16 protein-coding genes and 2 pseudogenes are annotated in these 20,979 nt (G+C 63.4%); 2 read left to right on the forward strand and 16 right to left on the reverse strand.

Features of this window, described 5'->3' with window-relative positions; translation table 11 throughout:
• Positions 1-89: 89 nt before the first annotated feature.
• The 11 genes from GGR62_RS02710 to mgtE form a co-directional block, all read right to left on the reverse strand.
• A complete protein-coding gene (locus GGR62_RS02710) occupies positions 90-671 on the reverse strand; it encodes a TerD family protein (protein WP_184406451.1) in 582 nt (193 codons plus the stop codon).
• A 126-nt stretch (positions 672-797) separates the two neighbouring features.
• A complete protein-coding gene (locus GGR62_RS02715; protein ID WP_046963563.1) occupies positions 798-1,376 on the reverse strand; it encodes a TerD family protein in 579 nt (192 codons plus the stop codon).
• A gap of 109 nt (positions 1,377-1,485) precedes the next feature.
• Positions 1,486-2,670, reverse strand: a complete 1,185-nt coding sequence (locus GGR62_RS02720) for a TerD family protein (protein ID WP_184406452.1) — start codon at positions 2,668-2,670, stop codon at positions 1,486-1,488.
• Positions 2,671-2,767: 97 nt separating this feature from the next.
• The gene (locus tag GGR62_RS02725) at positions 2,768-4,300 is read right to left on the reverse strand and encodes a kinase (protein ID WP_184406453.1); all 1,533 of its coding nucleotides are present in this window, start codon (positions 4,298-4,300) and stop codon (positions 2,768-2,770) included.
• Positions 4,297-5,934, reverse strand: a complete 1,638-nt coding sequence (locus GGR62_RS02730; protein ID WP_184406454.1) for a protein phosphatase 2C domain-containing protein — start codon at positions 5,932-5,934, stop codon at positions 4,297-4,299. Before GGR62_RS02730 ends, GGR62_RS02725 begins: the two co-directional genes overlap by 4 nt.
• Before the next feature lie 3 nt (positions 5,935-5,937).
• A complete protein-coding gene (locus GGR62_RS02735) occupies positions 5,938-6,993 on the reverse strand; it encodes a TerY-C metal binding domain-containing protein (RefSeq protein ID WP_184406455.1) in 1,056 nt (351 codons plus the stop codon).
• A gap of 48 nt (positions 6,994-7,041) precedes the next feature.
• Complete coding sequence (locus GGR62_RS02740) at positions 7,042-7,677, reverse strand: VWA domain-containing protein (protein ID WP_184406456.1); 636 nt, start codon at positions 7,675-7,677, stop codon at positions 7,042-7,044.
• Positions 7,678-7,861: 184 nt separating this feature from the next.
• Positions 7,862-8,899: a DUF475 domain-containing protein gene (locus GGR62_RS02745; protein WP_184406457.1), complete on the reverse strand. Its 1,038-nt coding sequence runs from the start codon at positions 8,897-8,899 to the stop codon at positions 7,862-7,864.
• A 334-nt stretch (positions 8,900-9,233) separates the two neighbouring features.
• Entirely contained in the window at positions 9,234-11,927 is a 2,694-nt protein-coding gene (locus GGR62_RS02750) for a bifunctional acetate--CoA ligase family protein/GNAT family N-acetyltransferase (protein ID WP_184406458.1), read from the reverse strand.
• 289 nt (positions 11,928-12,216) lie between these two features.
• Positions 12,217-12,870, reverse strand: a complete 654-nt coding sequence (locus tag GGR62_RS02755) for a hypothetical protein (RefSeq protein WP_184406459.1) — start codon at positions 12,868-12,870, stop codon at positions 12,217-12,219.
• Between the two features lie 32 nt (positions 12,871-12,902).
• Positions 12,903-14,270 carry a magnesium transporter gene (gene mgtE, locus GGR62_RS02760; RefSeq protein ID WP_184406460.1) on the reverse strand — a complete coding sequence of 456 codons (1,368 nt, stop codon included), beginning with the start codon at positions 14,268-14,270 and terminating at the stop codon, positions 12,903-12,905.
• Between the two features lie 597 nt (positions 14,271-14,867).
• Between mgtE and GGR62_RS02765 the strand changes: the two genes are divergently transcribed.
• Positions 14,868-15,698, forward strand: coding sequence for a carbonic anhydrase family protein (locus GGR62_RS02765; protein ID WP_184406461.1), 831 nt, complete (start codon positions 14,868-14,870; stop codon positions 15,696-15,698).
• Between the two features lie 192 nt (positions 15,699-15,890).
• Complete coding sequence (locus GGR62_RS02770; protein ID WP_184406462.1) at positions 15,891-17,708, forward strand: monovalent cation:proton antiporter-2 (CPA2) family protein; 1,818 nt, start codon at positions 15,891-15,893, stop codon at positions 17,706-17,708.
• Positions 17,709-17,871: 163 nt separating this feature from the next.
• Here the strand turns inward: GGR62_RS02770 and GGR62_RS02775 are convergent, their stop codons facing one another.
• The 5 genes and pseudogenes from GGR62_RS02775 to GGR62_RS02795 form a co-directional block, all read right to left on the reverse strand.
• Positions 17,872-18,168: a hypothetical protein gene (locus GGR62_RS02775; RefSeq protein WP_184406463.1), complete on the reverse strand. Its 297-nt coding sequence runs from the start codon at positions 18,166-18,168 to the stop codon at positions 17,872-17,874.
• Positions 18,169-18,244: 76 nt separating this feature from the next.
• On the reverse strand, positions 18,245-18,793 hold the full coding sequence (locus GGR62_RS02780; protein ID WP_184406464.1) for a transglycosylase domain-containing protein: 549 nt from the start codon (positions 18,791-18,793) through the stop codon (positions 18,245-18,247).
• A gap of 102 nt (positions 18,794-18,895) precedes the next feature.
• Positions 18,896-19,284 (reverse strand): annotated as a pseudogene (locus tag GGR62_RS02785) (RHS repeat-associated core domain-containing protein); the annotation flags it as partial.
• 57 nt (positions 19,285-19,341) lie between these two features.
• Positions 19,342-19,851: a hypothetical protein gene (locus tag GGR62_RS02790; protein WP_184406465.1), complete on the reverse strand. Its 510-nt coding sequence runs from the start codon at positions 19,849-19,851 to the stop codon at positions 19,342-19,344.
• Positions 19,844-20,938: pseudogene (locus GGR62_RS02795) on the reverse strand (RHS repeat-associated core domain-containing protein); the annotation flags it as partial. The pseudogene GGR62_RS02795 and the gene GGR62_RS02790, both read right to left, overlap by 8 nt.
• Positions 20,939-20,979: the final 41 nt, after the last annotated feature.

The raw sequence follows: 20,979 nt of genomic DNA on the forward strand, positions 1-20,979 counted from the left end.
AAGATCAAACGCGGCCCCGCGCATGGTGCCGACCGATAAGGACGGCACCGCAGGCGCGGCAGCCGTCCTGGATGTTTACAGCTGGATGCCTACAGCTGGCCGTTGATGACCGGCAGCATGTCGTGGAACGTCCGGCCGGAGCAGGACTCGCCGATGGCATGCAGCTTCCAGTCGTTTTCATGGCGATACAACTTGGCCATCAGCTGGGCGGTGTGATTGCCCTGGCACGACAGGTTGTAGCGTGCGACTTCCTTGTTGCCATTGGCATCCACCAGGCGACAGAACGCGTTTTCGATTTCCGCAAAACTCTGGCCGGTGAAGCTATTGACGATGAACACCAGGCTCTTGACTCCGGTCGGAATCTTGTCCAGCTGCACGACGATCTGCTCGTCGTCACCATCGCCATCGCCGGTGCGGTTGTCGCCGGTATGTCGAACGCTGCCGTCACGCGAGTTCAATTGCTGGAACCAGATCTGGTCGACCAGCTGATTGGCATCGTTGAACATCAGGCACGAGGCATCCAGATCGATCGACTGGTCACGCTGGCCAAACCCGAAAAACCCCTTGGTCTTCTTTGCATCCCAACCCAGCCCCATGACCACCTTGGTCAACTGTGCGCCGGCTTCCTTGCTCAGCGAGATACGCTGTCCCTTGCTCAAACTAACGCTCATTGCAGTCTCCTTGAGTCATCACCGAGCCGCGCCCGGCGTGAAGGTGGCCGCGCGAATCTGCATTCGCGCGGCCACCGATGATCCATCTCCGTGGCCGCTGCGCCGACGCAGCTGGCCATGCCGGAATCAGCCGATATTGACGCCGTACTGTGCAGCCAGCGGACCCAGGCCACCCTTGAAGCCCTGACCAACCGCACGGAACTTCCAGTCAGTGCCATTGCGGTACAGCTCGCCGAAAATCATCGCCGTTTCGGTGGAGCCGTCTTCGGTCAGGTCGTAGCGTGCCAATTCCTTGTTGTCTGCCTTGTTGACGACGCGGATGTACGCATTGCCCACCATGCCGAACGACTGGCGACGGCTTTCGGCTTCGTGGATGGTGACGGCAAACGACACTTTGTCGACAGCGGCGGGGACGCCGTTGAGCGAGACGGCGATCTGCTCGTCATCGCCCTCGCCAGCGCCGGAGCGGTTGTCGCCCTGGTGCACGACCGAACCGTCCGCAGAGGTCTTGTTGTTGTAGAAGATGAAGCTGCTGTCGTCCGGCACCTTGCCGTCCGGCTTGAGCAGGAATGCACTGGCATCCAGATCGAATTCGCTGCCATCGGTGGCGCGCGGATCCCAGCCCAGGCCCACAACCACTTCGCTCAGGCCAGGTGCTTCCTTGCTGAGATTGACGTTACCGCCCTTGGAAAGACTGACGCTCATAGTGAACTCCTTAGATTTACGGGGTAAGAATCAGAACCTTGCGGTTCCTGGGAAACGCGGGTGATCGTCCACGGGCACATGGCAGCGCCCGCTGGACGAGACATACCGGCTACTTGCGAGCGGCTCTCCATTCAAAACCAAAGCCGAACCGTAGATCCATCGTGTCGTGCCCGGTGAAATATTCCACCTGTTTGGTTGCACGAAGGGTGCCGTTGCTGTTTTCGAGCATGGCAATGGCGCACATGCCGTCGCGATTGTTCGGGCTGTCCAGGCGCGCTTCCAGCTCCGGCTGGCCCGAGGCACGGATGGTCACCACGCCATTGGCGCTGGACCAGTTGGGAGTGCCCTCGTAGATAAAGGCGAAGATCAACACGCGCTTGATGCGCGACCACTCATCGCCATTGAGGTGCAGGAACTCGCCTTGGCCGGAACTGCCGCTGCGATCGTCGCCCATGAGTTTGACGTACGGCATCTGCGCCAGGCTACCGAAATTGCCGCCCAGCGCCTGGATGACCGTCTTGTCTCCGTCCTGCATCTCCACCATCGCGCCAAGATCCAGATCGATGGCGCGCGAAAACAGGCCGCCACCGCGACTCCAGCGCAGGTTGACCACAATCTCACCAAACTTGCCGGACGCCTTCTCCAGTGCCACCGGCTTGGATTTCTCAAGCACGATCTTGGACAGATTTACCGACGGTGGTGGTGGTGGTGGCGGTGGCGGGGCGACGGGCACAGGCGGCGGCACACTGGCAGGCGCGGCCGTGGTCGCATCCGGATCGTCAGCCACATCCACGCCGAAATGCTTTGCCAGCGGGCCCAGCCCCCCGGTAAATCCCTGCCCCACCGCACGCAGCTTCCACTGGCCGTTGCGCCGGTAGAACTCGGCCAGGATCAACGCCGTCTCTGCCATGCCGACCAACGGCGGGGCAAAGGTGCAAGCCTGACCACCACTGGCCACCTCCAGTGTCAGTTGCTGCAGCTGCGCAAAGCGCTGCGCACGCCGCATCCCCTGATCGATGGTGATCGCAACGGCCACGCGCTCGACCGCTGCCGGTAACGCAGACAGCTGCACGCTCACCCGCCGCGCTGCGGCATCGAGCATGACGGCGCCGGCCTGGAAGCTTGGCTGCCCATAGAAAACGAAGGCGCTGTCATCGATGACCTGGCCCTGGGCGTTCAGGACGAACGCACTGAGATCCAGATCCATGCCGGAAGGCACGCCAGCGACCGTGACCTGCGCGTCGAGCCGATCGCCCTCCAGGGCTATGTTCTGTCCGACCTGTAGATTCGTCACTGCCCCTGTCCCTGGCTTGGCCCGTCTGCGCTATACCGTTGCATCGGCACAGCCGGTATGCAATCCGCAGGTCGAAAGAGTGACCTGCCCCGCAAGTCTAGTCAACCGCAACGACACTGCTTGCCGCGTCGGCCTGGACCAGTTGCACATGCAGCAGGCGCCCGCCCTCCGCACGCGACAGCAGCAGCTGCCGCCCTTGCGTCAGCTCCACCTTTTCCCCGATGGGGACCAGCATGCCGCCGGTCGCATCGTAGAGCTCGGGCATCGCCTCATTGACCAGATACCAGCGCTCCTCGTGCAGCACGAAGTAGCCCACGCGTCGCCGTTGCTCGAGGGCGAGCTTTTCGTTGGGCGCGAGGTGTCGATTGACATGCCAGGGAAACAGGGATTGGCCGGCGTACACCACCAAACGATGATTTTCCGGCCGAAACTGACCGGGCGTGTGCGTGGAGAAATACAGATCCAGCACCGGCAGCGCATTGGGATAGGGCGTGGCACAGAACGGACAGCGCGGCCGCGACGTATTGTCGAAGACATACCACCCCTGCTCGCACCGGACATTGGTGCATGGCTGCAGCAGATCGACGGTGCGTACCAGCGCGTTCTCCCACTCCAGGGCCTGCGGCCGCTGCTGCGGATCATGCAGCCCCGCAGTGAAGGCGCGCAGGAACAGCGGCGCCAGGTAGGGGCCGGTCAACGTATACGGCCGCGCGGTGGTATCGGCCCAGGGCAGTTCGCTGCTGCGCACATCACTCAACCGCACGCGATTGGACCCATCGTGCGGATCCTCCACAAACAGCGCCCGTTCGCCCATCGCCAGCTCTTCGTCGCGCGTGGCATCCGGGTCGTGCACCTTGCCGCCACGCAACGGATGGCGATACAGCAGGTACATGTAGATCAGGGTGGCCAGCGCATGCAGGTCGGTCTGGATACACGGCAGGCAACGCTGCGGGTCGTGCTTGGGCAGGCTGGCGGTGGCGACGACCTCCGGCGCGATGAAGTCCGGCGTCCCGACCACGTCCGGCGGATATTTTCCCGGCACCACCAACCCATCGATGTCGATGATGCAGGCGTTGCCACCGACCGGATCGACCAGCACGTTCTTGTAGGAGAGATCCGAATGCGCAAGCCCCGCCATATGCAGGCGGCGGACTGCGCGGGCAATCAGCAGGCAGATGCGCAAGTGGCTGGCCCAGTTCCCCAGTTCGCGCGGATCCAGATACTTGCTGCGGTTATTGGCAGAGGCAAACCACTTGCCTTCCTTCTCACGGCCGACGATCTGCAGCACATCGCCATTGCGCGAGCCATGTTCGAAAAAGAAGTGCCGTGCGTACATCGGCGCAACCAGGCCGAAGCGGCCATTCCATTCCAGGGTGCGTTGCGGCCAACAGAACATGCCGCTCCAGTACTCGCCGCCCACCTGATTGAAAATACCGTCGCGGAAACGGCCAACGATATTGGCGATCCGCTCACGCACATTGGCATCGGGCGGCTGACGAAAGAACAGCACCACATAACTGCCGTCCACACTGAAATAGCAGTCCTTCAGTCCGCCACTGCCACGTAGTTGGTCGTAGAACTCGACGGCGCTGCCATCGTGGGCGGTGGTCCGGATGATGGCAGCGCTCATTGCACCCGCTCCGTCTGTATCATCAACAAGGTCCGATCGTCATGCTCGCCTGGGCACCAAAAGCCGAGATAGTCCACCAGCGCATCCAGGCAGCGCGCACTGCCCTGCTCAACGTGCAGCTGCGGCGCAATATCGGTCTGCCACCAGTGCTGCCACTGCGCCGGGTCCTGCAAGGCGCGCTCGGTGCCGAACTTGGGATCGGACACGCCGTCACTCATCAGGATCACCTTCGCGCCTGCAGGCAGCCATACGCAGCGCAGGCGCGCCTGCACGGCCGCCTGCGGATCGCCGGCCAACGCATCGGAAAGGAAGAACCGGGTTTGACCGGAGTATTCGCCGGCGTCGGCATGCCCGAGCAACTGCACCTGGCCGGTAGCAGCGTCGTAGGCCGCCGCGGCGCCATCGCCGATCCAGTAGTTGAGGACCAGCAGCTGCTCGCCGCAAGGCCGCACGGCGGTCAGCATCAATGTCGCGGCCAGTGCACTTTCATCGACGCCAAGCAGGGTGGCGTGCTGGACCAGGGCCTGGCTGGCCGAGACCAGGCTGGCGCAAACGGCCTGCGCCAGACGTGGTTGCACCCTGGGCAGGACCTCGGCGTGCTGCTGCCATTGCAGCGCCTGGCCGTGCGCCCAGCATTCGATGCCATCCATGTGCGCCGCCAGCGTGGTGACGGCATGCCGCGTCAGCAGCTCCGAGCCGCGTCGCGACAGCGGCGCCGACCCGGCGCCGTCTGCAACCGCGCAGACCAGCCAGCGTGCATCTCGGTCGGTGGCAATGGCGAAATCGTCTTCGCGGAAACTGGCCGCATTTGCGTGGGACCGCCCGCGCACACTGGCGGCGACCACCTGCGCGCCGGCAATCTGCGCGTGCGCCGTTGCGGTATGCGGTTTACGCAGGCCCAAGGCTGCATCCGGCTCACGCTGTTTCCACAGCGCGCGCGGGTCGGGATTGACCAGCAAGCTGGCCACGCCGGCATGGACTGGCGCGTCCCCTGCCGCATCGACCGGCACGAACCGCGCGGCAAAATGCATTTCTTCACCGGTCGCCGTGGCTGTGCTCGGCACACCGGACAGGACGCCGTCCGCTGCGTCGAAGCGCAAGCCGCTTCCCTGCAGGCCATCGACCGCCATCAGGCGATACTGAAGCTGGGGCCGCTGCGGATCACTGACTGGCGTGGCCTGGGCGCGATATGGCGTCCCCGCGGTCGCGTTGGCAAATCGCCAACGCAGCGCCGTTGTTGTGGGCGCGGTGGTAGCGGGAGCCACGAAAAGCGCATCGGCCGCCACCCCAGGAGCGGACGCCGGTCCTGCAGGCGCATTCTTACCCAGCGTGATCGATTCGACCTGGGTCTGCACGGCCTGACTCGGTACCGTTGCAATCTGCGCCTCGGCTGTCGCGGAGGGAGCGGGCGGCGGCGTGGATGCCAATGCAGCCGCAAGCGGCGGCGCAAGGCGCAAGACGGTGGCGTCGAGCCAATGCAGCAACTCCAGCACCGGCGCTTCCTGCAGCAGCTGCCGGAGCAGGGCCGGTTCCGGCGCAACTCCGTGCTGACGGAGGTAGCTGCCAAGTACCTCGGCTAGAGCGGCCTGCGCCTGCACGTGCGCCGGCGGCGCCGGTGGTGGCAATGGCGACATCAGCTAGCCCCGCGCACGCGAGATTTCGACCGACTCTCCATCGGCGAAACAGCCGAAGTAGGCGCGTTGCTGGCACCATGGACAGGTCTGCTCTCCCTCCCCGGCAACGCAGAACGTATTGCCGCAGGAACACATCGCAAATCCGATCCGGTTACCGCAATGCGGGCAACTTGGCGTGCCGAAGATCTGGTCCGACTCCACCGTGGCGAAGTTGGGCGCCTCTGAAGACATCTCGAAATAGCTGTTCTTGACCGGATAGCAGCCGACCAGCCGATACGTGGTGGCGCTGAGTTGCGCGCTGCCGACATCGAAGGATTGATGCATCGGCTCGTAGCGCGAGATATACGGCAATTCGCTACGCTGGCACTTGGACACGAAGTACGCGTTGGACTCGTCGACGCGCTCCATCGGCTTGTCCAGATTGAGCTTCTTCAGAATCGACACGTCGGCGTCCGGCAGCTGCTCCTCCTTGTTCACATCACCCACGCTACGGCTACGCGCCTGTACCGATTGCGTGACCCAGGCGATGAAGCGCTGAAACGCACCGTCGCTGCTGTCATCGAGCGTCAGCACCTTGTCGGCATCGGTGAACTGGCTGAGCACTCCCAGGTCGGCATTGCGCCCGATCGAGACCGCAACCAACGAGACGCGGCTGGCGTAGTGCTGCTGCCAGCGCGACAGGGCCGGCGCGATATCGTCGGTTGGTTTGCCATCGGTGATCAGGAAGGCGATCGGCTTCCAGTCGCCCTTGCGCTCAGGGGTATTGCGGCGCACCGAGGCATCCACCTCGTCCATCAGATAGTTCATTGCCCTGCCCAGCGAGGTCCCACCGCCCGCCGGCAGGCTGGGCACGACCACGCTCGTCAGTTCGGTCAGCGGAAGCAACCGGCGCACCTGGCCAGCGAAGGCGATGATCGAAATCCACGCGGTTTCCAGCGCGTGCGGATCGGTCCGTAACGTCGCCACGATGTGCGACAGGCCTTCTTCGAGCCGATACAGGTTTTCCCCGATCATTGACTCGGAGACATCGAGCAGGAAATAGATCGGAAGGCGACGCATCTCAGACTCCGCAACGAAGACAGCGACTCAAGAACCCGGCAACTGCGGTTACAGCACCAGCTGGATTTCGCTCGGCGGCGGCGGCAGCGCCGTGCCCTCCGGGCTGCCCTGGCTCCGGCTGCCACCGCTGACCGCTGCCGACACCCACTTGAAGAAGCTGGTGAACGACGCGCTGTCCAGCGTATCCAGCGCAAACACATTGGCGGTGAACATGGACAGGTAGGTCGACTTGGCCTTGGGACCTGCCGCGCAGGCGATGATGTTGGCAAAGTTGCGCTTGCGCAGTTCGGGAATCTGCTCTTCGAACACCTGCAGATCGGTGGGACTGCCATCGGTCATCACGAACAGCAACGGCGCCCAATCGCCCTTGGCGTCTTCGCTGGAACGACGCACTTCCAGATCCACACGCTCGCAGACATGCTCCAGCGCCTTGCCGAGCATGGTGGGACCCGAATCGGGGGTCGTGATTTCCGGCAATTGCAGCTGGTCCAGCGGCGTCAGCGGCAGGATGGTCTTCACGTCCGCATCGAAGGTCATCAAGCAGATGTGCACGCTCTCCAGGGCCGATGGATCCTGCCGCAGCGATGTCACCAGGGCACGCAGCCCGACATTGACCGCAGCGATCGGCTCGCCGCGCATGGATCCGGAGGTGTCGAGTAGCAAATAGACGGGCAAACGACGCATGACTTCACCTGATAAAGGAAAGGCGGAAAAGAGGCCGGGTCATCGTGTCAGGCAGGTTGGCCAGACATGCGGCAGGCGCAGCGCGCCGCCGGCGGTGCCGGCTAGTCCGGCACGGCGCGACGCTGTGGACATGGCCGCACCAGCGTCGCTCCCTGCCGAAAACAGCGAACGACAGTCGGCCAGGCTACGCGTTGTCGCCAGCCGGGTGCCGCTTACGGTAGCGGATCGAGGACCACACCGAGGCCGCGATGAAGGCCACGCCGATCAGGCCGGTCAGCACTTCCGGTACGTGGTGCACCGTGCCGATGAGCATGATGATCGCCAGCACGCCGATGGCGTAATGCGCGCCGTGCTCCAGGAACACGAATTCGTCCAGCGTGCCCTTGTGCACCAGATAGACCGTCATCGACCGCACGAACATCGCGCCGATCGCCAGGCCCAGCATGATGATCACCACGTCGCGGGTGATCGCGAACGCGCCGATGACCCCGTCGAACGAGAAAGAGGCATCCAGCACTTCCAGATACAGGAACGCGGCCACGCCCGAACGCTTGGCGACGCTGACACCGCCCTCATCCTCTTCGGACTCGAACAGCGCATCCACGCTATCGACCAGCAGGTACAGCAGGATGCCGCCCATACCGGCGAACAGCACGCTCTGGAAGATGTCCTGCGGCAGGAACAGCTTGGTCCCCAACAGCACGGCGACCGCGACGATCACGGACATGGCATCGGCCTTGCCCAGCTTGCCGACCAGGCGCTCCACCGGCCCCAGCCAGTGCAGCTCGCGATCACGATCGAACAGGAAGTTGAGGAACACAAGCAGCAGGAACATGCCGCCGAAAGCCGCAATCGAAGGGTAATGATCGGTCAGCACCTGGCTGTACTTTTCCGGCTCGTTGAGCGCCAGATCGATCACCGGCATCAGGCCCATGCCGGTCGCCACCGACACGATCACGATCGGGAACACCAGTCGCATGCCGAACACGGCGATCAGGATACCGACGGTCAAAAACAGCTTCCGCCAGAATTCGCTCATGTGCTTGAGCACGCCGGCGTTGACCACCGCATTGTCGAAGGACAGCGAGACCTCGAGCACGCTCAGGACCGCGCATAGCCACAACGCCTGCCACACCCCCATGCTGGAGTTATGACCCCACCACGCTGCGGCACCCAGACACAGTGCGGTGATGACGAACGACATTCTGAAATCACGAAACATTGAAACTCCCGACAGTGCTGAGACTAAAACGAGCGGTCACGACCCTGGTACGTAGGCGATGCCTACGCGTTTCGGGACGAAGCGAGCAAAAAGGGGAATACCACGTACCACCGCGTCGCGCCCGCCCACTGGCTTGATCCGCCCGTGGTGTGACAAATCGCACTGCGGTGACGCGTGCGCATCTGGCACTGCGGCAGGGGTGAGGAGCGTCGGCCGATCATCGCCTTCCAACATGACATCGTCCATGAAATCGGAATCGGCTGCGGGTGGAATCCCGTGCAGCGAGAGTCTACGGCCATTCCCAGCCCAGTACCAGCAAGGCCCTGCCTGCGCCTCAGCCGGCCACCGGCAGTGTCACCGCCATCAGGGTCGCATCGTCCGGATCCGGGCGGACCCCGAAGCCCAGGCTCTGGCACATCGCCAGCATGGTGCGGTTCTCGCGCAGCACCTGGCCTTCGATCTGCTTCAGGCCCAGCCAGCGCGCGTACTCGATCATGATGCGCATCAGCTGCCAGCCGATGCCGTGGCCCTTGAGGTCGGAGCGGATCAGGATGCCGTACTCGCCGCCCTCGTAATCGGCGTCGGCATGCAGGCGCACCGCGCCGAGCATGTCGCCGGTCTTGGGGTCGATGGCCACCAGCGCGATCGAGCGCGCGTAATCGAGCTGGGTCAGCCGGGCGATGAATTCGTGGCTGAAATGCTTGACCGACTGGAAGAAACGTAGCCGCAGATCTTCGTCGGTGACCCGCGCGAAGAACGCGCGGAACAGCGCGTCGTCTTCCGGGCGCACCGGGCGCACCAGCACATGCGTGCCATCGCCCAGGCCGATCTGGCGCTCCCATTCCTTCGGATACGGGAAGATCGCAAAGCGCGGATGGCCGCGTCCCTTGTGCAGCTTGCGCGCCGGCGCCACCGCCACGCGCGCGTCCAGCGCGATCACGCCATCGCGGTCGGCCAGCAGCGGGTTGATATCCAGCTCGGTGATTTCGGGGATGTCGGCGGCCAGCTGCGCCAGCTTGACCAGCACCAGCGCCACCGCGCGCTCGTCGGCCGCCGGCACATCGCGGTAGGCCTTGAGGATGCGCGAAACCCGCGTACGCCCGATCAGCTCGTGGGCCAGGCGCAGGTCCAGCGGCGGCAACGCCAGTTCGCGGTCGTTGATGACTTCCACCGCGGTGCCGCCGCGGCCGAACACGATCGCCGGGCCGAACACCGGGTCGTCGGCAATGCCGGCGATCAGTTCGCGCGCCTTGGGCCGCAGCACGGTGGGCTGCACGATCACGCCCTCGATGACGGCGTTGGGGTGTGCGGCGCGCGCACGCGCCAGGATGCCGTTCGCCGCCTCGCGCACCGCCGCCACGCTGGACAGGTTCAGGCGCACGCCATCCACATCGGACTTGTGCGCGATGTCGCCGGACAGCACCTTCAAGGTCACCGTGCGGCCGACGGCCAGCAGCGGGTCGGCCAGCAACGCCGCCTCGTTGGCGGTGGCCGCCACCTGCAGCGGCACGATCGGGATGCCGTAGGCGGCCAGCAGCCGGTTGGTGGCGACCGGGTCCAGCCAGCGCCGACCGGCGGCCAAGGCCTCATCGACCACCGCGCGGGCGATGCCGGCATCCACCACGAAATCTTCCGGCAGGCTGGGCGGGGTTTCCATCAACGCCGCCTGCGCCTCGCGGTAGCGCACCAGGTGGGTGAAGCCGCGCACCGCATCCGATTCGGTCGCATAGGTCGGCACGCGCGCGGCATTGAGCGCGGCGATCGCCTGATCGTCCTGGCCCAGCCATACCGCGAATACCGGCTTTTCGCGCTGATAGCGGTCGCGTTGGTCCAGCGCGCGGGTCAGCGCCTTGGCCGCATCGGCCGAGGAGGTGAACGCAGTGGGCACATTGACCACCAGCAGCGCGTCGTTCTCCGGGTCGTCCAGTAGCGCTTCGATCGCCGCCGCGTAACGTGGCCCGTCGGCGTCGACGATGATGTCCACCGGATTGCTGCGCGACCAGCCTTCGGGCAGCGATTGATCCAACCGCTCCAGGGTCTTGGCCGACAACTCGGCCAGGGTGCCGCCGCGCAGCACCAGCTGGTCCACCGCCAGCTGCCCCACCCCGCCGCCATTGCTCAGGATGGCCAGGCGCCTGCCCGGAAAACTGCCGAGCCGGCCCAGGGTTTCGGCCGCAGCGAACAACTCGTCCAGCGCACCCACCCGCAACAGGCCGGCACGCGCGAATGCGGCGCCATACACCGCATCCGAGCCGGCCAGCGCCTGCGCGTGGGTGTCGGCATTGGGATTGATGCGGAACTGGCGGCCGGACTTGACCACCACCACCGGTTTGGCGCGCGCGGCGGCACGCGCGGCCGACATGAACTTGCGCGCATCGCCGATGCGTTCGACATACAGCAGGATCGCGCGGGTGCGGTAGTCGGTGGCGAAGTAATCGAGCAGGTCGCCGAAGTCCACATCCAGCGTGTCGCCCAGCGACACCACCGCCGAGAACCCCACCGAGCGCGCCACGCCCCACTCCACCAGCGCCGCGGCAATGGCGCTGGATTCGGAGATCAGCGCCAGATCGCCGGCCTGCGGGCAATGTGCGGCGATGCTGGCATTGAGCCGCGCATGCGGGGCGATCACGCCCAGGCAATGCGGGCCGAGAATGCGCATGCCCTTGGCCCGCGCCGCCGCTTCCATGCGCGCGGCCGGCGAGCCGGGGCCGCTGCCGAGACCGGCGGTCAGGATGATCGCTGCGGCCACGCCGCGCCGTGCGGCAATCGAGACGATACGCGGCACGATGCGCGCCGGCGCGGTGATCACCACCAGATCCGGCACCCAGGCCAGATCGGTCAAGCGTGCCACCGTGCGCACGCCATCGATCTCGCTGTAACGCGGGCTCACCCAACCGATCTGCCCCGGAAACCCGGCCGCGCGCAGGTTGCGCACCACCGCGCGCCCGGCCGAGCGATCGCGCGGACTGCCGCCGACCACCGCCACGGTGCTGGGGCGGAAGACCTGTTGCAGGTGATAGGTACTCATCGTGCGGGGGAGAACAATGCCATCGCGCTACGGTACACGCACTGCCGTGCGAGGGCATACGGCAAGGTTGGCGAACGCGAGATGGCGGACAGCCGACGGGTGCGCGTGTCCCCTGCGGCCAGGGACTTGGCGCAGCCGTCTCGCGGCATGACCGCCGTCGACAATCGTCGATCGTTTCCTCCGAAGACCGTTCGGGCTGGTGATTCGTTTGGCTGGTCAGTGCACCACTGCCTGCACCGTCGTCATGCCTGCCGCAGCGCAGCGCGGTGCCCGACCTGTCGATGCCTGCCTACTTCGAAAGTGTCGAGGTCGATGTGCGGCAACGCTGGGCGCCGTAAGCCACCGAATAGGGTTCGTCGTAGCATTTGATCAGGCCATCGACGACATCCAGGTTTGGTGGCCAGCGCATCTTCATCTCAGCCCGGCCCTTCTCGGCGGGAAACACCAGATAGCCATCCTGCAACGGCGGCATGTCCTTGGCCTGCGGATAGGGCACCGACGCAAGCTGCGCACGTGCGGCATCCAGACTGGCGCGATCGCGTTTGAGGAACGCGAGCATCGCATCCACATACAGATTCCAGCCGGCGAGATCCTCGGCGGCTGGCTTGTAAGACTTTTCGAACAAGGCGATCGCCTGTGCCGTTTGACCGGCCTCTGCACGCATCTGGCCTTCGTGCCAGGTCACGATGCCGCCAGTGATCGCATGCGCCTGGCGATACTCGCGCAGCAGATCGGCGGCGGCCAGGGTGCAGCCGGGGCGGTCGGCGATGGTGCGCCAGCCGCCCTGCATGTCCTGGTCGAAGGCGTTCTCATCCAGCGCCAGCATGGCGGCGCGATCATAGGCGCAGGCCGGCGGATGGGCCTGTTCGGCCCATCCTGGCTGCGACATGGCGACCAGCAACGCACCCGCCCCAAGTAGATACCGCAGCGCCTTGTTGCCCATCGCGATCTCCTTATCGGTCGTGTTGGCAGACCTTACAACAACGTTCCGCTCAAGATGGCCGCCGCAATGCTGAAATAAATCACCAAGCCGGTGACATCCACCAACGTGGCCACGAACGGGGCCGAGGCGCTGGCCGGGTCGAAGCCGAGCCGTTGCAGCACGAACGGCAGCATCGAGCCGGATAGCGAGCCGAAGGTGACGATGCCGATCAGCGCCGCACCGATGGTCAGCGCCACCATCTGCCAGTGTGGGCCGTAGTCGTACATGCCGGCGGTCTGCCAGATGGTGATGCGCACGATCGCCAGCAGGCCCAGGATGGTGCCCAGGGTGAGCCCGGTCGGCAGCTCGCGCAGGGCCACCTTCCACCAGTCGCCCAGACGCAATTCGCGTAATGCCAGCGAGCGGATCAGCAGCGAGGTGGCCTGCGAACCGGAGTTGCCGCCCGAGCTCATGATCAGCGGAATGAACAGGGTCAGCACCACCGCCTTGGACAACTCGTTCTCGAAGTGCTGCATCGCGCTGGCAGTGAGCATTTCGCCCAGAAACAGCACGCTCAGCCAGCCGGCACGCTTCTTGATCATCTGCCCGAAGCCGATCTGCATGTAGGGCTTGCCCAACGCCTCCATGCCGCCGAACTTGTGCACGTCCTCGGTGGATTCGGCGATCAGCGCGTCCAACACATCGTCCACGGTGACGATGCCCAGCACATGGCCGTGCGCATCCACCACCGGGATGGCGAGCAAGTCGTGGCGACGGATCAGCCGGGCGACTTCTTCCTGGTCCAGCGCCGGGTCCACGGTGACCGGCGGGTTGACCTGCGCCACGTCCAGGATCGGTGCCTCCGGCGCGCCGGTGATCAGCCGACGCATGGTGACGACCTGGGTCAGCACGCGGCTGTGCGGGTCGAGCAGATAGATCGCATAGACCGTCTCGCGGCTGCGCTCCACCTCGCGGATGTGCTGCAGGGTGCGGCCCACCGTCCAGTCGGCCGGCACCGCCACGAATTCGGTGGTCATCAGCGCACCGGCGGTATTGGGCGGGTAGCGCATCAACGCCTGGATCGACAGCCGCGCCTCGGCGCTGAGCAGCCACAGCAACGGCGCACGCTGCTCGGCGTCCAGGCCATGGAAGATGTCGGTGGCGCGGTCGTCGGCCATCTGCCCGAGCAACGACGCGGCCTGCTCGGCCGGCAGTTGCGCGACCAGGGCGCTGGCGTCGTGCAGCTCGGGTTGTTCGAGCAATTTCACCGCGCGCGGTTGCGGCAGCGCGGCCAGCACATGTGCGGCATCGTCGCGGTCGAGGGTGTTGAGGTATTCCACCGCATCGGCCGTGTTGCGGTCGGCCAGGGGTGCGATCAAGGCATCGACGCCTTGGGCAAGGCGCAGGGTTTCGTCGTACATGGTGGTTCGCCTGATGACGACCGTCGTCGATGACAGCCGGCGAACCTGAAGCCTCAGGCGCGCATCAGCTGGGTCATCGACCCGGGTCTAGGGTGACTGTCGCTGGACATGAGGTAAGGGCTCCGAAAGTGCGCACCGACCGATGGTTCGGGCGGCGGCGCGGCGCAGTCTGCGCGCCTGAGCTGGCTTGGTCAATGCCCTGCAGGACGCCCGTTTAAGTGGGCCTCCCGAATGCCGATCCGGCAGACCGCGATGCCCGCGCGCGCCGCCCATGCCGACCTTCGCACTGCTGGCGCAGGCCGGATCGCCCTGCATCCCCCTCCGATATCGTCGGCAGTGGTGCGCCTGCGGCAGGCGCCATCGATGCGATCGCCGGGCGGCGAACCGGTGCGTACACGACGCCGGCATGCACTTGACGTGCAGGCACGTCCCATCGGCGCACAGCCAGGGACGCGGCGAGCGGCCGTCGTAGAACTGTGCTGGCGGCCGCAGTTCATTGCTACAGTCCGCTTCGCACATTGCCGGTATCGCGGCGTTCTCTGCTATGGCGTCGGCCATCGCATCCACATTGCCATCGCGTCCTTTCGGGAGTTACCCATGCCCTCTTCCAGGTCTTTTCTGTTACGTCGCATCATCCCGGTGTGCCTGTGCCTGTGCGTGGCCGCTGGCTGGGGCGCGATGGCCACGGCGCAGACCCAGCTGCCCGCCAGCATGCCGGTGGACGCGCACGAAACCGCACCGCACACCGGGCACGAGTGGGGCTACACCGGCCCGCAAGGCGCCGAACACTGGGCCGAGCTGGCGAAGGAAAATGCGCTGTGCGGCAACGGACAGCAGAACAGCCCGATCGATTTGAAGGCCGCCATCGACGCCAATCTGGGCAGCTTGCTGCTGGATTACACCGCCGTACCGCTGGCGGTGCGCAACACCGGCCATTCCATCCAGCTGGATCTGCATGACGGCGGCAAGATGGCCACCGGCGGAAAGCAGTACGAGGTCTTGCAACTGCATTTCCATCATCCAAGCGAGCACTTGTTGAACGGCCGGCGTTTTCCGATGGAAGCCCATATCGTGCACCAGGGCCCGGACGGAACGCTGGGCGTGCTGGCGATCTTCTTCGAAACCGGCAAGGCCAATCCGGCCTTCCAGCGCGTGCTCGATGCCATGCCCAAGGACAAGGACCGGACGCAACTGGTCGCCAACGCCTCGATACGTGCCAGCGATTTCCTGCCCGCCGATCATCGGCATTTCTTTCGCTACGAAGGATCGCTGACGACGCCACCGTGCAGCGAAACGGTGGACTGGGTGGTCCTCGATCATCCGGTGCAGGTGTCGGAAGCGCAGATCAATGCATTCGAACGCGTCTATCCGTTCAATGCCCGCCCGCTGCAGCCGCTGGATCGCCGCTTCCTGCTCAAAAGCCGGTAATCGCCCGATCCGAGCGTATTCAACGCACGACGGCAGCGCACGCGTTGCGTGGGTGTTCGCAGGTACAGACCCACACCGGGCGTGCAGCGGGCCGGGCTGCGTGCCCGGTGTGCTACCGCCGCATGCGGTATCTGGATGCGAACCGGCCGGCGACCTCGCGCGGCATAATGCGGGCCTCACGGGAGAGTGCTCATGCATAGCGGCGGTCTGGAACTGGCTCTGGTGCTGATGCTGGCGGCCATCGTCGCGGTGCCGGTATTCAAGCGCTTCGGCCTGGGTGCGGTGTTGGCCTATCTGGTTGCCGGCGTGGTGCTCGGCCCCGATGGCGTGGGCGTGGTGCAGGATGCCGAGCGCATCAGCGGCGCGGCCGAGATCGGTGTGGTGATGCTGCTGTTCGTGATCGGCCTGGAGCTGTCGCCGACCCGCTTGAAGGTGATGCGCCACTCGGTGTTCGGCGCCGGCGCCACCCAGGTGGTGGTCACCACGGCAATCCTGGGCGGCTTGCTGATGGTCGGCAATCTGGGCTGGAAGAGCGCGCTGATCATCGGCGTGGCGCTGGCGTTGTCGTCCACCGCCGTGGGCCTGCAGTTGCTGGCCGAACGCAAGGCGCTGGGCACCGACTACGGACGCCTGGCATTTGCCATCCTGTTGTTCCAGGACCTGATCGCAATCCCGTTGCTGGCGGCCATTCCGCTGCTGGGCGGCAGCAAGAACGCCACGCTGGAATGGCAGGACGTGGCCAAGGCGGTCACGGCATTGGCACTGGTGATCCTGTGCGGGCGCTTTGTGCTGCGCCATCTGTTCAACGTGGTCGCGCGCACGCGCATGCCGGAAGTGTTCACCGCCAGCGCCTTGCTGGTGGTGCTGGGCACCGCCTGGATCATGCAGGAGGCCGGATTGAGCGCCAGCCTGGGCGCGTTCTTGGCCGGCGTGCTGCTGGCCGATTCGGAATTCCGCCACGAGCTCGAATCGCAGATCGAACCGTTCGAAGGCCTGCTGCTGGGCCTGTTCTTCATCTCGGTGGGCATGGGTATCGATCTGAACCGGGTGGTGGCCGAACCCTGGGTGATCGCCGCCGGCGTGGCGATTCTGCTGGTGGTGAAGTTCTCGCTGCTGGTCGCCATTGGCAGCGTGGCCAAGCTGCCGTTGCGCAGCAGCCTGATGCTGGGCAGCGTGTTGTGGCTGGGCGGCGAATTTGCATTCGTGGTGTTCAACGAGGCCGATCGGGTCGGCTTGCTGGAGCGCGCCAATCACGACCGCTTGGTCGCCATTGTCGGCGTGTCGATGGCGCTGACGCCGCTGTTGCTGCTGGGCATGCAGCGCCTGCTCAACGGACCGCTGCGGGTGCAGGCGCCCAAGTCCGAGCGCCCCTTCGACACCATCGATGCGCAGTCACCTCAGGTGCTGATCGCGGGCGTGGGCCGTTTTGGCCAGGTGGTGGCACGCCTGCTCACCTCGCGCCACGTGCCGTTCGTGGCGCTGGAACACAATCCCGACACCGTGGCAGATATCCGCCGCTTCGGCGGAGAACTGTATTACGGCGACCCGACCCGGCCGGAGCTGCTGCGCGCCGCCGGTGCCGACCGCATCAAGGTGTTCGTGATCACGTTGGACGACCCGGAAACCAACATCAAGACGGTACGCATGATCCGCCGCCTCTACCCGCAAGCCACCGTGCTGGCGCGTGCGCGCAACCGCCAACATGCCTGGAAACTGATGGACCTGGGCGCCGAACCGTTCCGCGAAGTCTTCGCCACCAGCCTGGAACTGGGCGGGCGCGTGCTGACCTCGCTCGGCGTGGCCGATACGCTCGCACGCGAACACGTCGAGCGCTTCCGCAAGCACGACGAAGACCTGATGCGCGCCCAGCACCTGGTCTACGACGACGAGGCCAAGGTGATCCAGACCTCGCGCGACGCGCGCGAAGACCTGATGAATCTGTTTGAAGCCGACGTCAAGGCGGATGTGGATGGGGATGATGAAGCGGTGGCGGCGACGCGGAAGACGTAAAAAAATGCATGCGTTGCGCTCCGCGATTAGCGCATCCGCAGCCTGATTCCCTGCCGCAAACCGCTACGATAAAGCAACGAGCTAGCCTCGACACGCAGGCGTGCTTCACTTCGCACCTAACATTTCCGGGGCGCACGATATAGCCGCGCCTGACCGATGACCCTCAACTGCCCTTGCTGAATCGCCAAGTGAGCAACACGCACGACGCGACGACGAGAAGCGCAAAAGCACCACCGATTTGCCGGCGAGTGTAGCCAGACGCCCCGACCAAGAACCGTCTGCCGAAGTAGCCAAGTAGAGAGCCCAAGACCAGGTCGACTGGAACGATCAAGAAGGCCCATTCGCCACGACGATCGTCCGCGAACTTGGTTAACCCAAAGGTCGCCGCCGAGGCACTGATTCCCGCACCCAACAGACAGGCGCCTGCGACAAGCAGCAGCGTGCCCAACAATGTTTTCATCGATCGCAGGAATTTTTCTATTTTTCTGGCTCCCTAGAAATGCTTCACATCATGACGCGGCAGCGCAGTGGGGGTGCTAAAGCCCGCTTCGGACAGCAGAAATCAGCTGATCTCGACGCGCAGACAGACTGGCAGGATCGCGTGCATACACACCCGGCGCCCGCGTATACGCGACCAATGTAGCCGCCTCACGGTCATCCAAGTCACTGAGCGGCTTTGCAAACATGCGTCGGGACAACGCATTCAAACCTGTCCCCTCTCCGTTGTAGGCGAGCGTGGAATAGAGCGCAAGCACCTCGTCCTCGGACAGATGCAGAGAGATCAGTCGTCCCCACAGAAACTCCTCTATGTGTGATCGAAACACGCCACTACGTTGCAGAAAACGTGAATGCAGCCGCATCGCAACCACTTCGGAAGGTGATGCGCCTTTACTGTGCAGCGCATGGATATACAGGCGGATATTAGCTGGAGGTGAACGGTCAAGAGGATCCGCGTTGCTGAGGATGGTCCGGAGATCGCCTACGCGAGGCGCAACTACAAATGCGTCATACGCCACAAATGCAAAGACAGGTACAACCAGCATCGCCGCGACAATGAAAACCAGAAATTTTAAGTAAGGCTTCATATGAGGTCACTTGTTGTTATCTGAATCGACGTACTACAGCTGAGTAGCTTTGCACGAAACACTCATGGCAATTACTCTGGCCAGCGCATGCAATTTGAATCCGCCAGTAGTTTCGTAGTTGCCGAGACAGTGGCCGCCTGGTTGTAAAGCGTATGGGTGTTGGTGGTGCCCAGATAACGGAGTACCTGCTCACAGCGGCCGTTGTAGCGGTAGTTCATGACTGCGGCGCCTGCGCGTTTGACCTGCGTCATACGGCCGCTGGTGTCGTACAGGTACTCGCGTGCCTTGCCGCCGATAGTCAGGGTGTTGCCCATCTTGGCTTAAGTACGTGCCATGCCTGCGACTGCGCTCGGACGATGGTTGGTGGTTGGGTAGGTGCAGGTCTGCATGACGCCACCGACCTTGGCACTCAGGCGATTGCCGGTGGCATCGTAGCTGTAGCCATCCATTCCAGTGGTGGTGCCGTCGTTGGGGAGGGTAAGCCGGCCGAGAGCGCAAAACGGCGTCACTTATTAAGTGAATCCGACCCCGTTTACTGGTGTACGAAATTATATTTCCGTAGACCCAGAAATTTCACGAGATTCTTTGCAGTCTTCCGGCCATCCTAGTGGGCTCACCAGTCCAAAACGAAGGAAGTAATTAATTATAAATTTTTTGGACGGCTTTTTAATTTCAACAAAGCCACTTTCCAAAACACCAACGCAGCCTGTTTTGCCTAAAAGATCAAACAGACCTTGCGAATAGAAGGCCTCGAATTTAACCGGACCAACGTGAGAGACAGCGCTAGCCGGCTGAATAAAAATCGAAGTCAGTTCTCTAGCGACTGTATCACTATGCAATGAAGGAGATCGACTTGTCTTTGAAACGATTAGTTGAATGCCATCGCCGTTAACCGCTTGATGGCAGGCGCTTTGCGCTTCTGCAATCTCGCTATGAATTTTGGAGTTAGGTTTACACCTCACTTCATCCAGGACGACACCAGCTCTAATATTTGATTTAGTACTATTGCATCCACATAAGGAGATCACGCCAATTACGGCAAAAAATGCCCTACTCATTACAATCATAAGACCCCATTTCAATCTGGTCCTTGGCGGATTCTGTACGCCTCCCTGCTTCTTCATAAATTTTTTCGTGATTGCGTGCACTATACAATACTCCTTTAGTCAGATGGAGACCTTCATGAACAATAGTGTCATACAAATCGACGCGCTGAGCCGGAGAAAGGCTTCGCAAATATCGATCATCCAGAGTTATCGTTCTTTTTAAGTAGTTTGTATATCCCACCTCATCACCGCCAAGATCTCTAACATTTAACCGACCAGGAAATCTTAAATCCAACTCTCTCTCCTTAGCCAAAGCAAATAGAAAATCAACGTCATGCTGGGTGAGGCCTAGAAGATCGATGAGAGTCATTGGATTGCTTGAAACATAGGTATATGTATTACCTCCGCCAGCCAATCCGATCGGGTCACTCTGCCCATACCGACCGGTGGCCGCATCGTAATCCCGGAAGTAGTTCTGATTGAACCCGCTCGCTACATCAAACCGCTGGCCTGGGAATCGCATGTCGAACACCATCGCGGTGCCATCGCCATCCGGATCCTGGTTGGGTGCGGTATTGCCGAAGGCTTCGCCTTTCAGGCTCCAGTTCCACACAGCAACGTCGCGGGCGGCATCGACGACCACACGGGGGCTACCGAGGTGGTCAGGTTCGATGTAGTGCAGTTGACCTCCGTTAGCCAGCAGGCCCACCGGCAGGTCGTCCAGCCAGATCGCTTGTTGCTTGGGTGCGCCGTTGGTGTCGTAGTCGCCCAGCCAGTGGCCCGCCTCGTCGTAAAGCGTGTAGGTGTTGGTAGTGCCCAGGTAGCGGCGTACCTGCTCGCCACGGCCGTTGTAGCGGTAGTTCATGACCGCGGCACCTGCGCGCTTGACCTGGGTCATGCGCCCGGTGGTGTCATACAGATACTCGCGTGCCTTGCCGCCGATGGTGAGGGTATTGCCCATTTTTTAGTAAGTATGTGCCATGCCTGCGACTGCGCTCAGGCGGCGGTTGGCCGTCGAGTTCGTATAGACCTGCGTGACACCGCCGATTTTGGCACTGAGGCGGTTACCCATGCCATTGTAACTATAGCCGTTGATCACCCTGATTTGAAAACGTCTTTGATCTCTGTGAATCTGCCAGG

The organism is Xanthomonas sp. 3075 (assembly GCF_014197275.1).
GTDB classification, from domain to species: Bacteria; Pseudomonadota; Gammaproteobacteria; order Xanthomonadales; family Xanthomonadaceae; genus Xanthomonas; species Xanthomonas campestris_B.

Bases quoted from the DNA above. Each gene is read 5' to 3' on its own strand.
- GGR62_RS02710 (WP_184406451.1), bottom strand. From the start codon at position 671: ATGAGCGTTAGTTTGAGCAAGGGACAGCGTATCTCGCTGAGCAAGGAA.
- GGR62_RS02715 (WP_046963563.1), bottom strand. From the start codon at position 1,376: ATGAGCGTCAGTCTTTCCAAGGGCGGTAACGTCAATCTCAGCAAGGAA.
- GGR62_RS02725 (WP_184406453.1), bottom strand. From the start codon at position 4,300: ATGAGCGCTGCCATCATCCGGACCACCGCCCACGATGGCAGCGCCGTC.
- GGR62_RS02730 (WP_184406454.1), bottom strand. From the start codon at position 5,934: ATGTCGCCATTGCCACCACCGGCGCCGCCGGCGCACGTGCAGGCGCAG.
- GGR62_RS02735 (WP_184406455.1), bottom strand. From the start codon at position 6,993: ATGCGTCGCCTTCCGATCTATTTCCTGCTCGATGTCTCCGAGTCAATG.
- GGR62_RS02740 (WP_184406456.1), bottom strand. From the start codon at position 7,677: ATGCGTCGTTTGCCCGTCTATTTGCTACTCGACACCTCCGGATCCATG.
- GGR62_RS02745 (WP_184406457.1), bottom strand. From the start codon at position 8,899: ATGTTTCGTGATTTCAGAATGTCGTTCGTCATCACCGCACTGTGTCTG.
- GGR62_RS02750 (WP_184406458.1), bottom strand. From the start codon at position 11,927: ATGAGTACCTATCACCTGCAACAGGTCTTCCGCCCCAGCACCGTGGCG.
- GGR62_RS02755 (WP_184406459.1), bottom strand. From the start codon at position 12,870: ATGGGCAACAAGGCGCTGCGGTATCTACTTGGGGCGGGTGCGTTGCTG.
- mgtE (WP_184406460.1), bottom strand. From the start codon at position 14,270: ATGTACGACGAAACCCTGCGCCTTGCCCAAGGCGTCGATGCCTTGATC.
- GGR62_RS02765 (WP_184406461.1), top strand. From the start codon at position 14,868: ATGCCCTCTTCCAGGTCTTTTCTGTTACGTCGCATCATCCCGGTGTGC.
- GGR62_RS02770 (WP_184406462.1), top strand. From the start codon at position 15,891: ATGCATAGCGGCGGTCTGGAACTGGCTCTGGTGCTGATGCTGGCGGCC.
- GGR62_RS02775 (WP_184406463.1), bottom strand. From the start codon at position 18,168: ATGAAAACATTGTTGGGCACGCTGCTGCTTGTCGCAGGCGCCTGTCTG.
- GGR62_RS02780 (WP_184406464.1), bottom strand. From the start codon at position 18,793: ATGAAGCCTTACTTAAAATTTCTGGTTTTCATTGTCGCGGCGATGCTG.
- GGR62_RS02790 (WP_184406465.1), bottom strand. From the start codon at position 19,851: ATGAGTAGGGCATTTTTTGCCGTAATTGGCGTGATCTCCTTATGTGGA.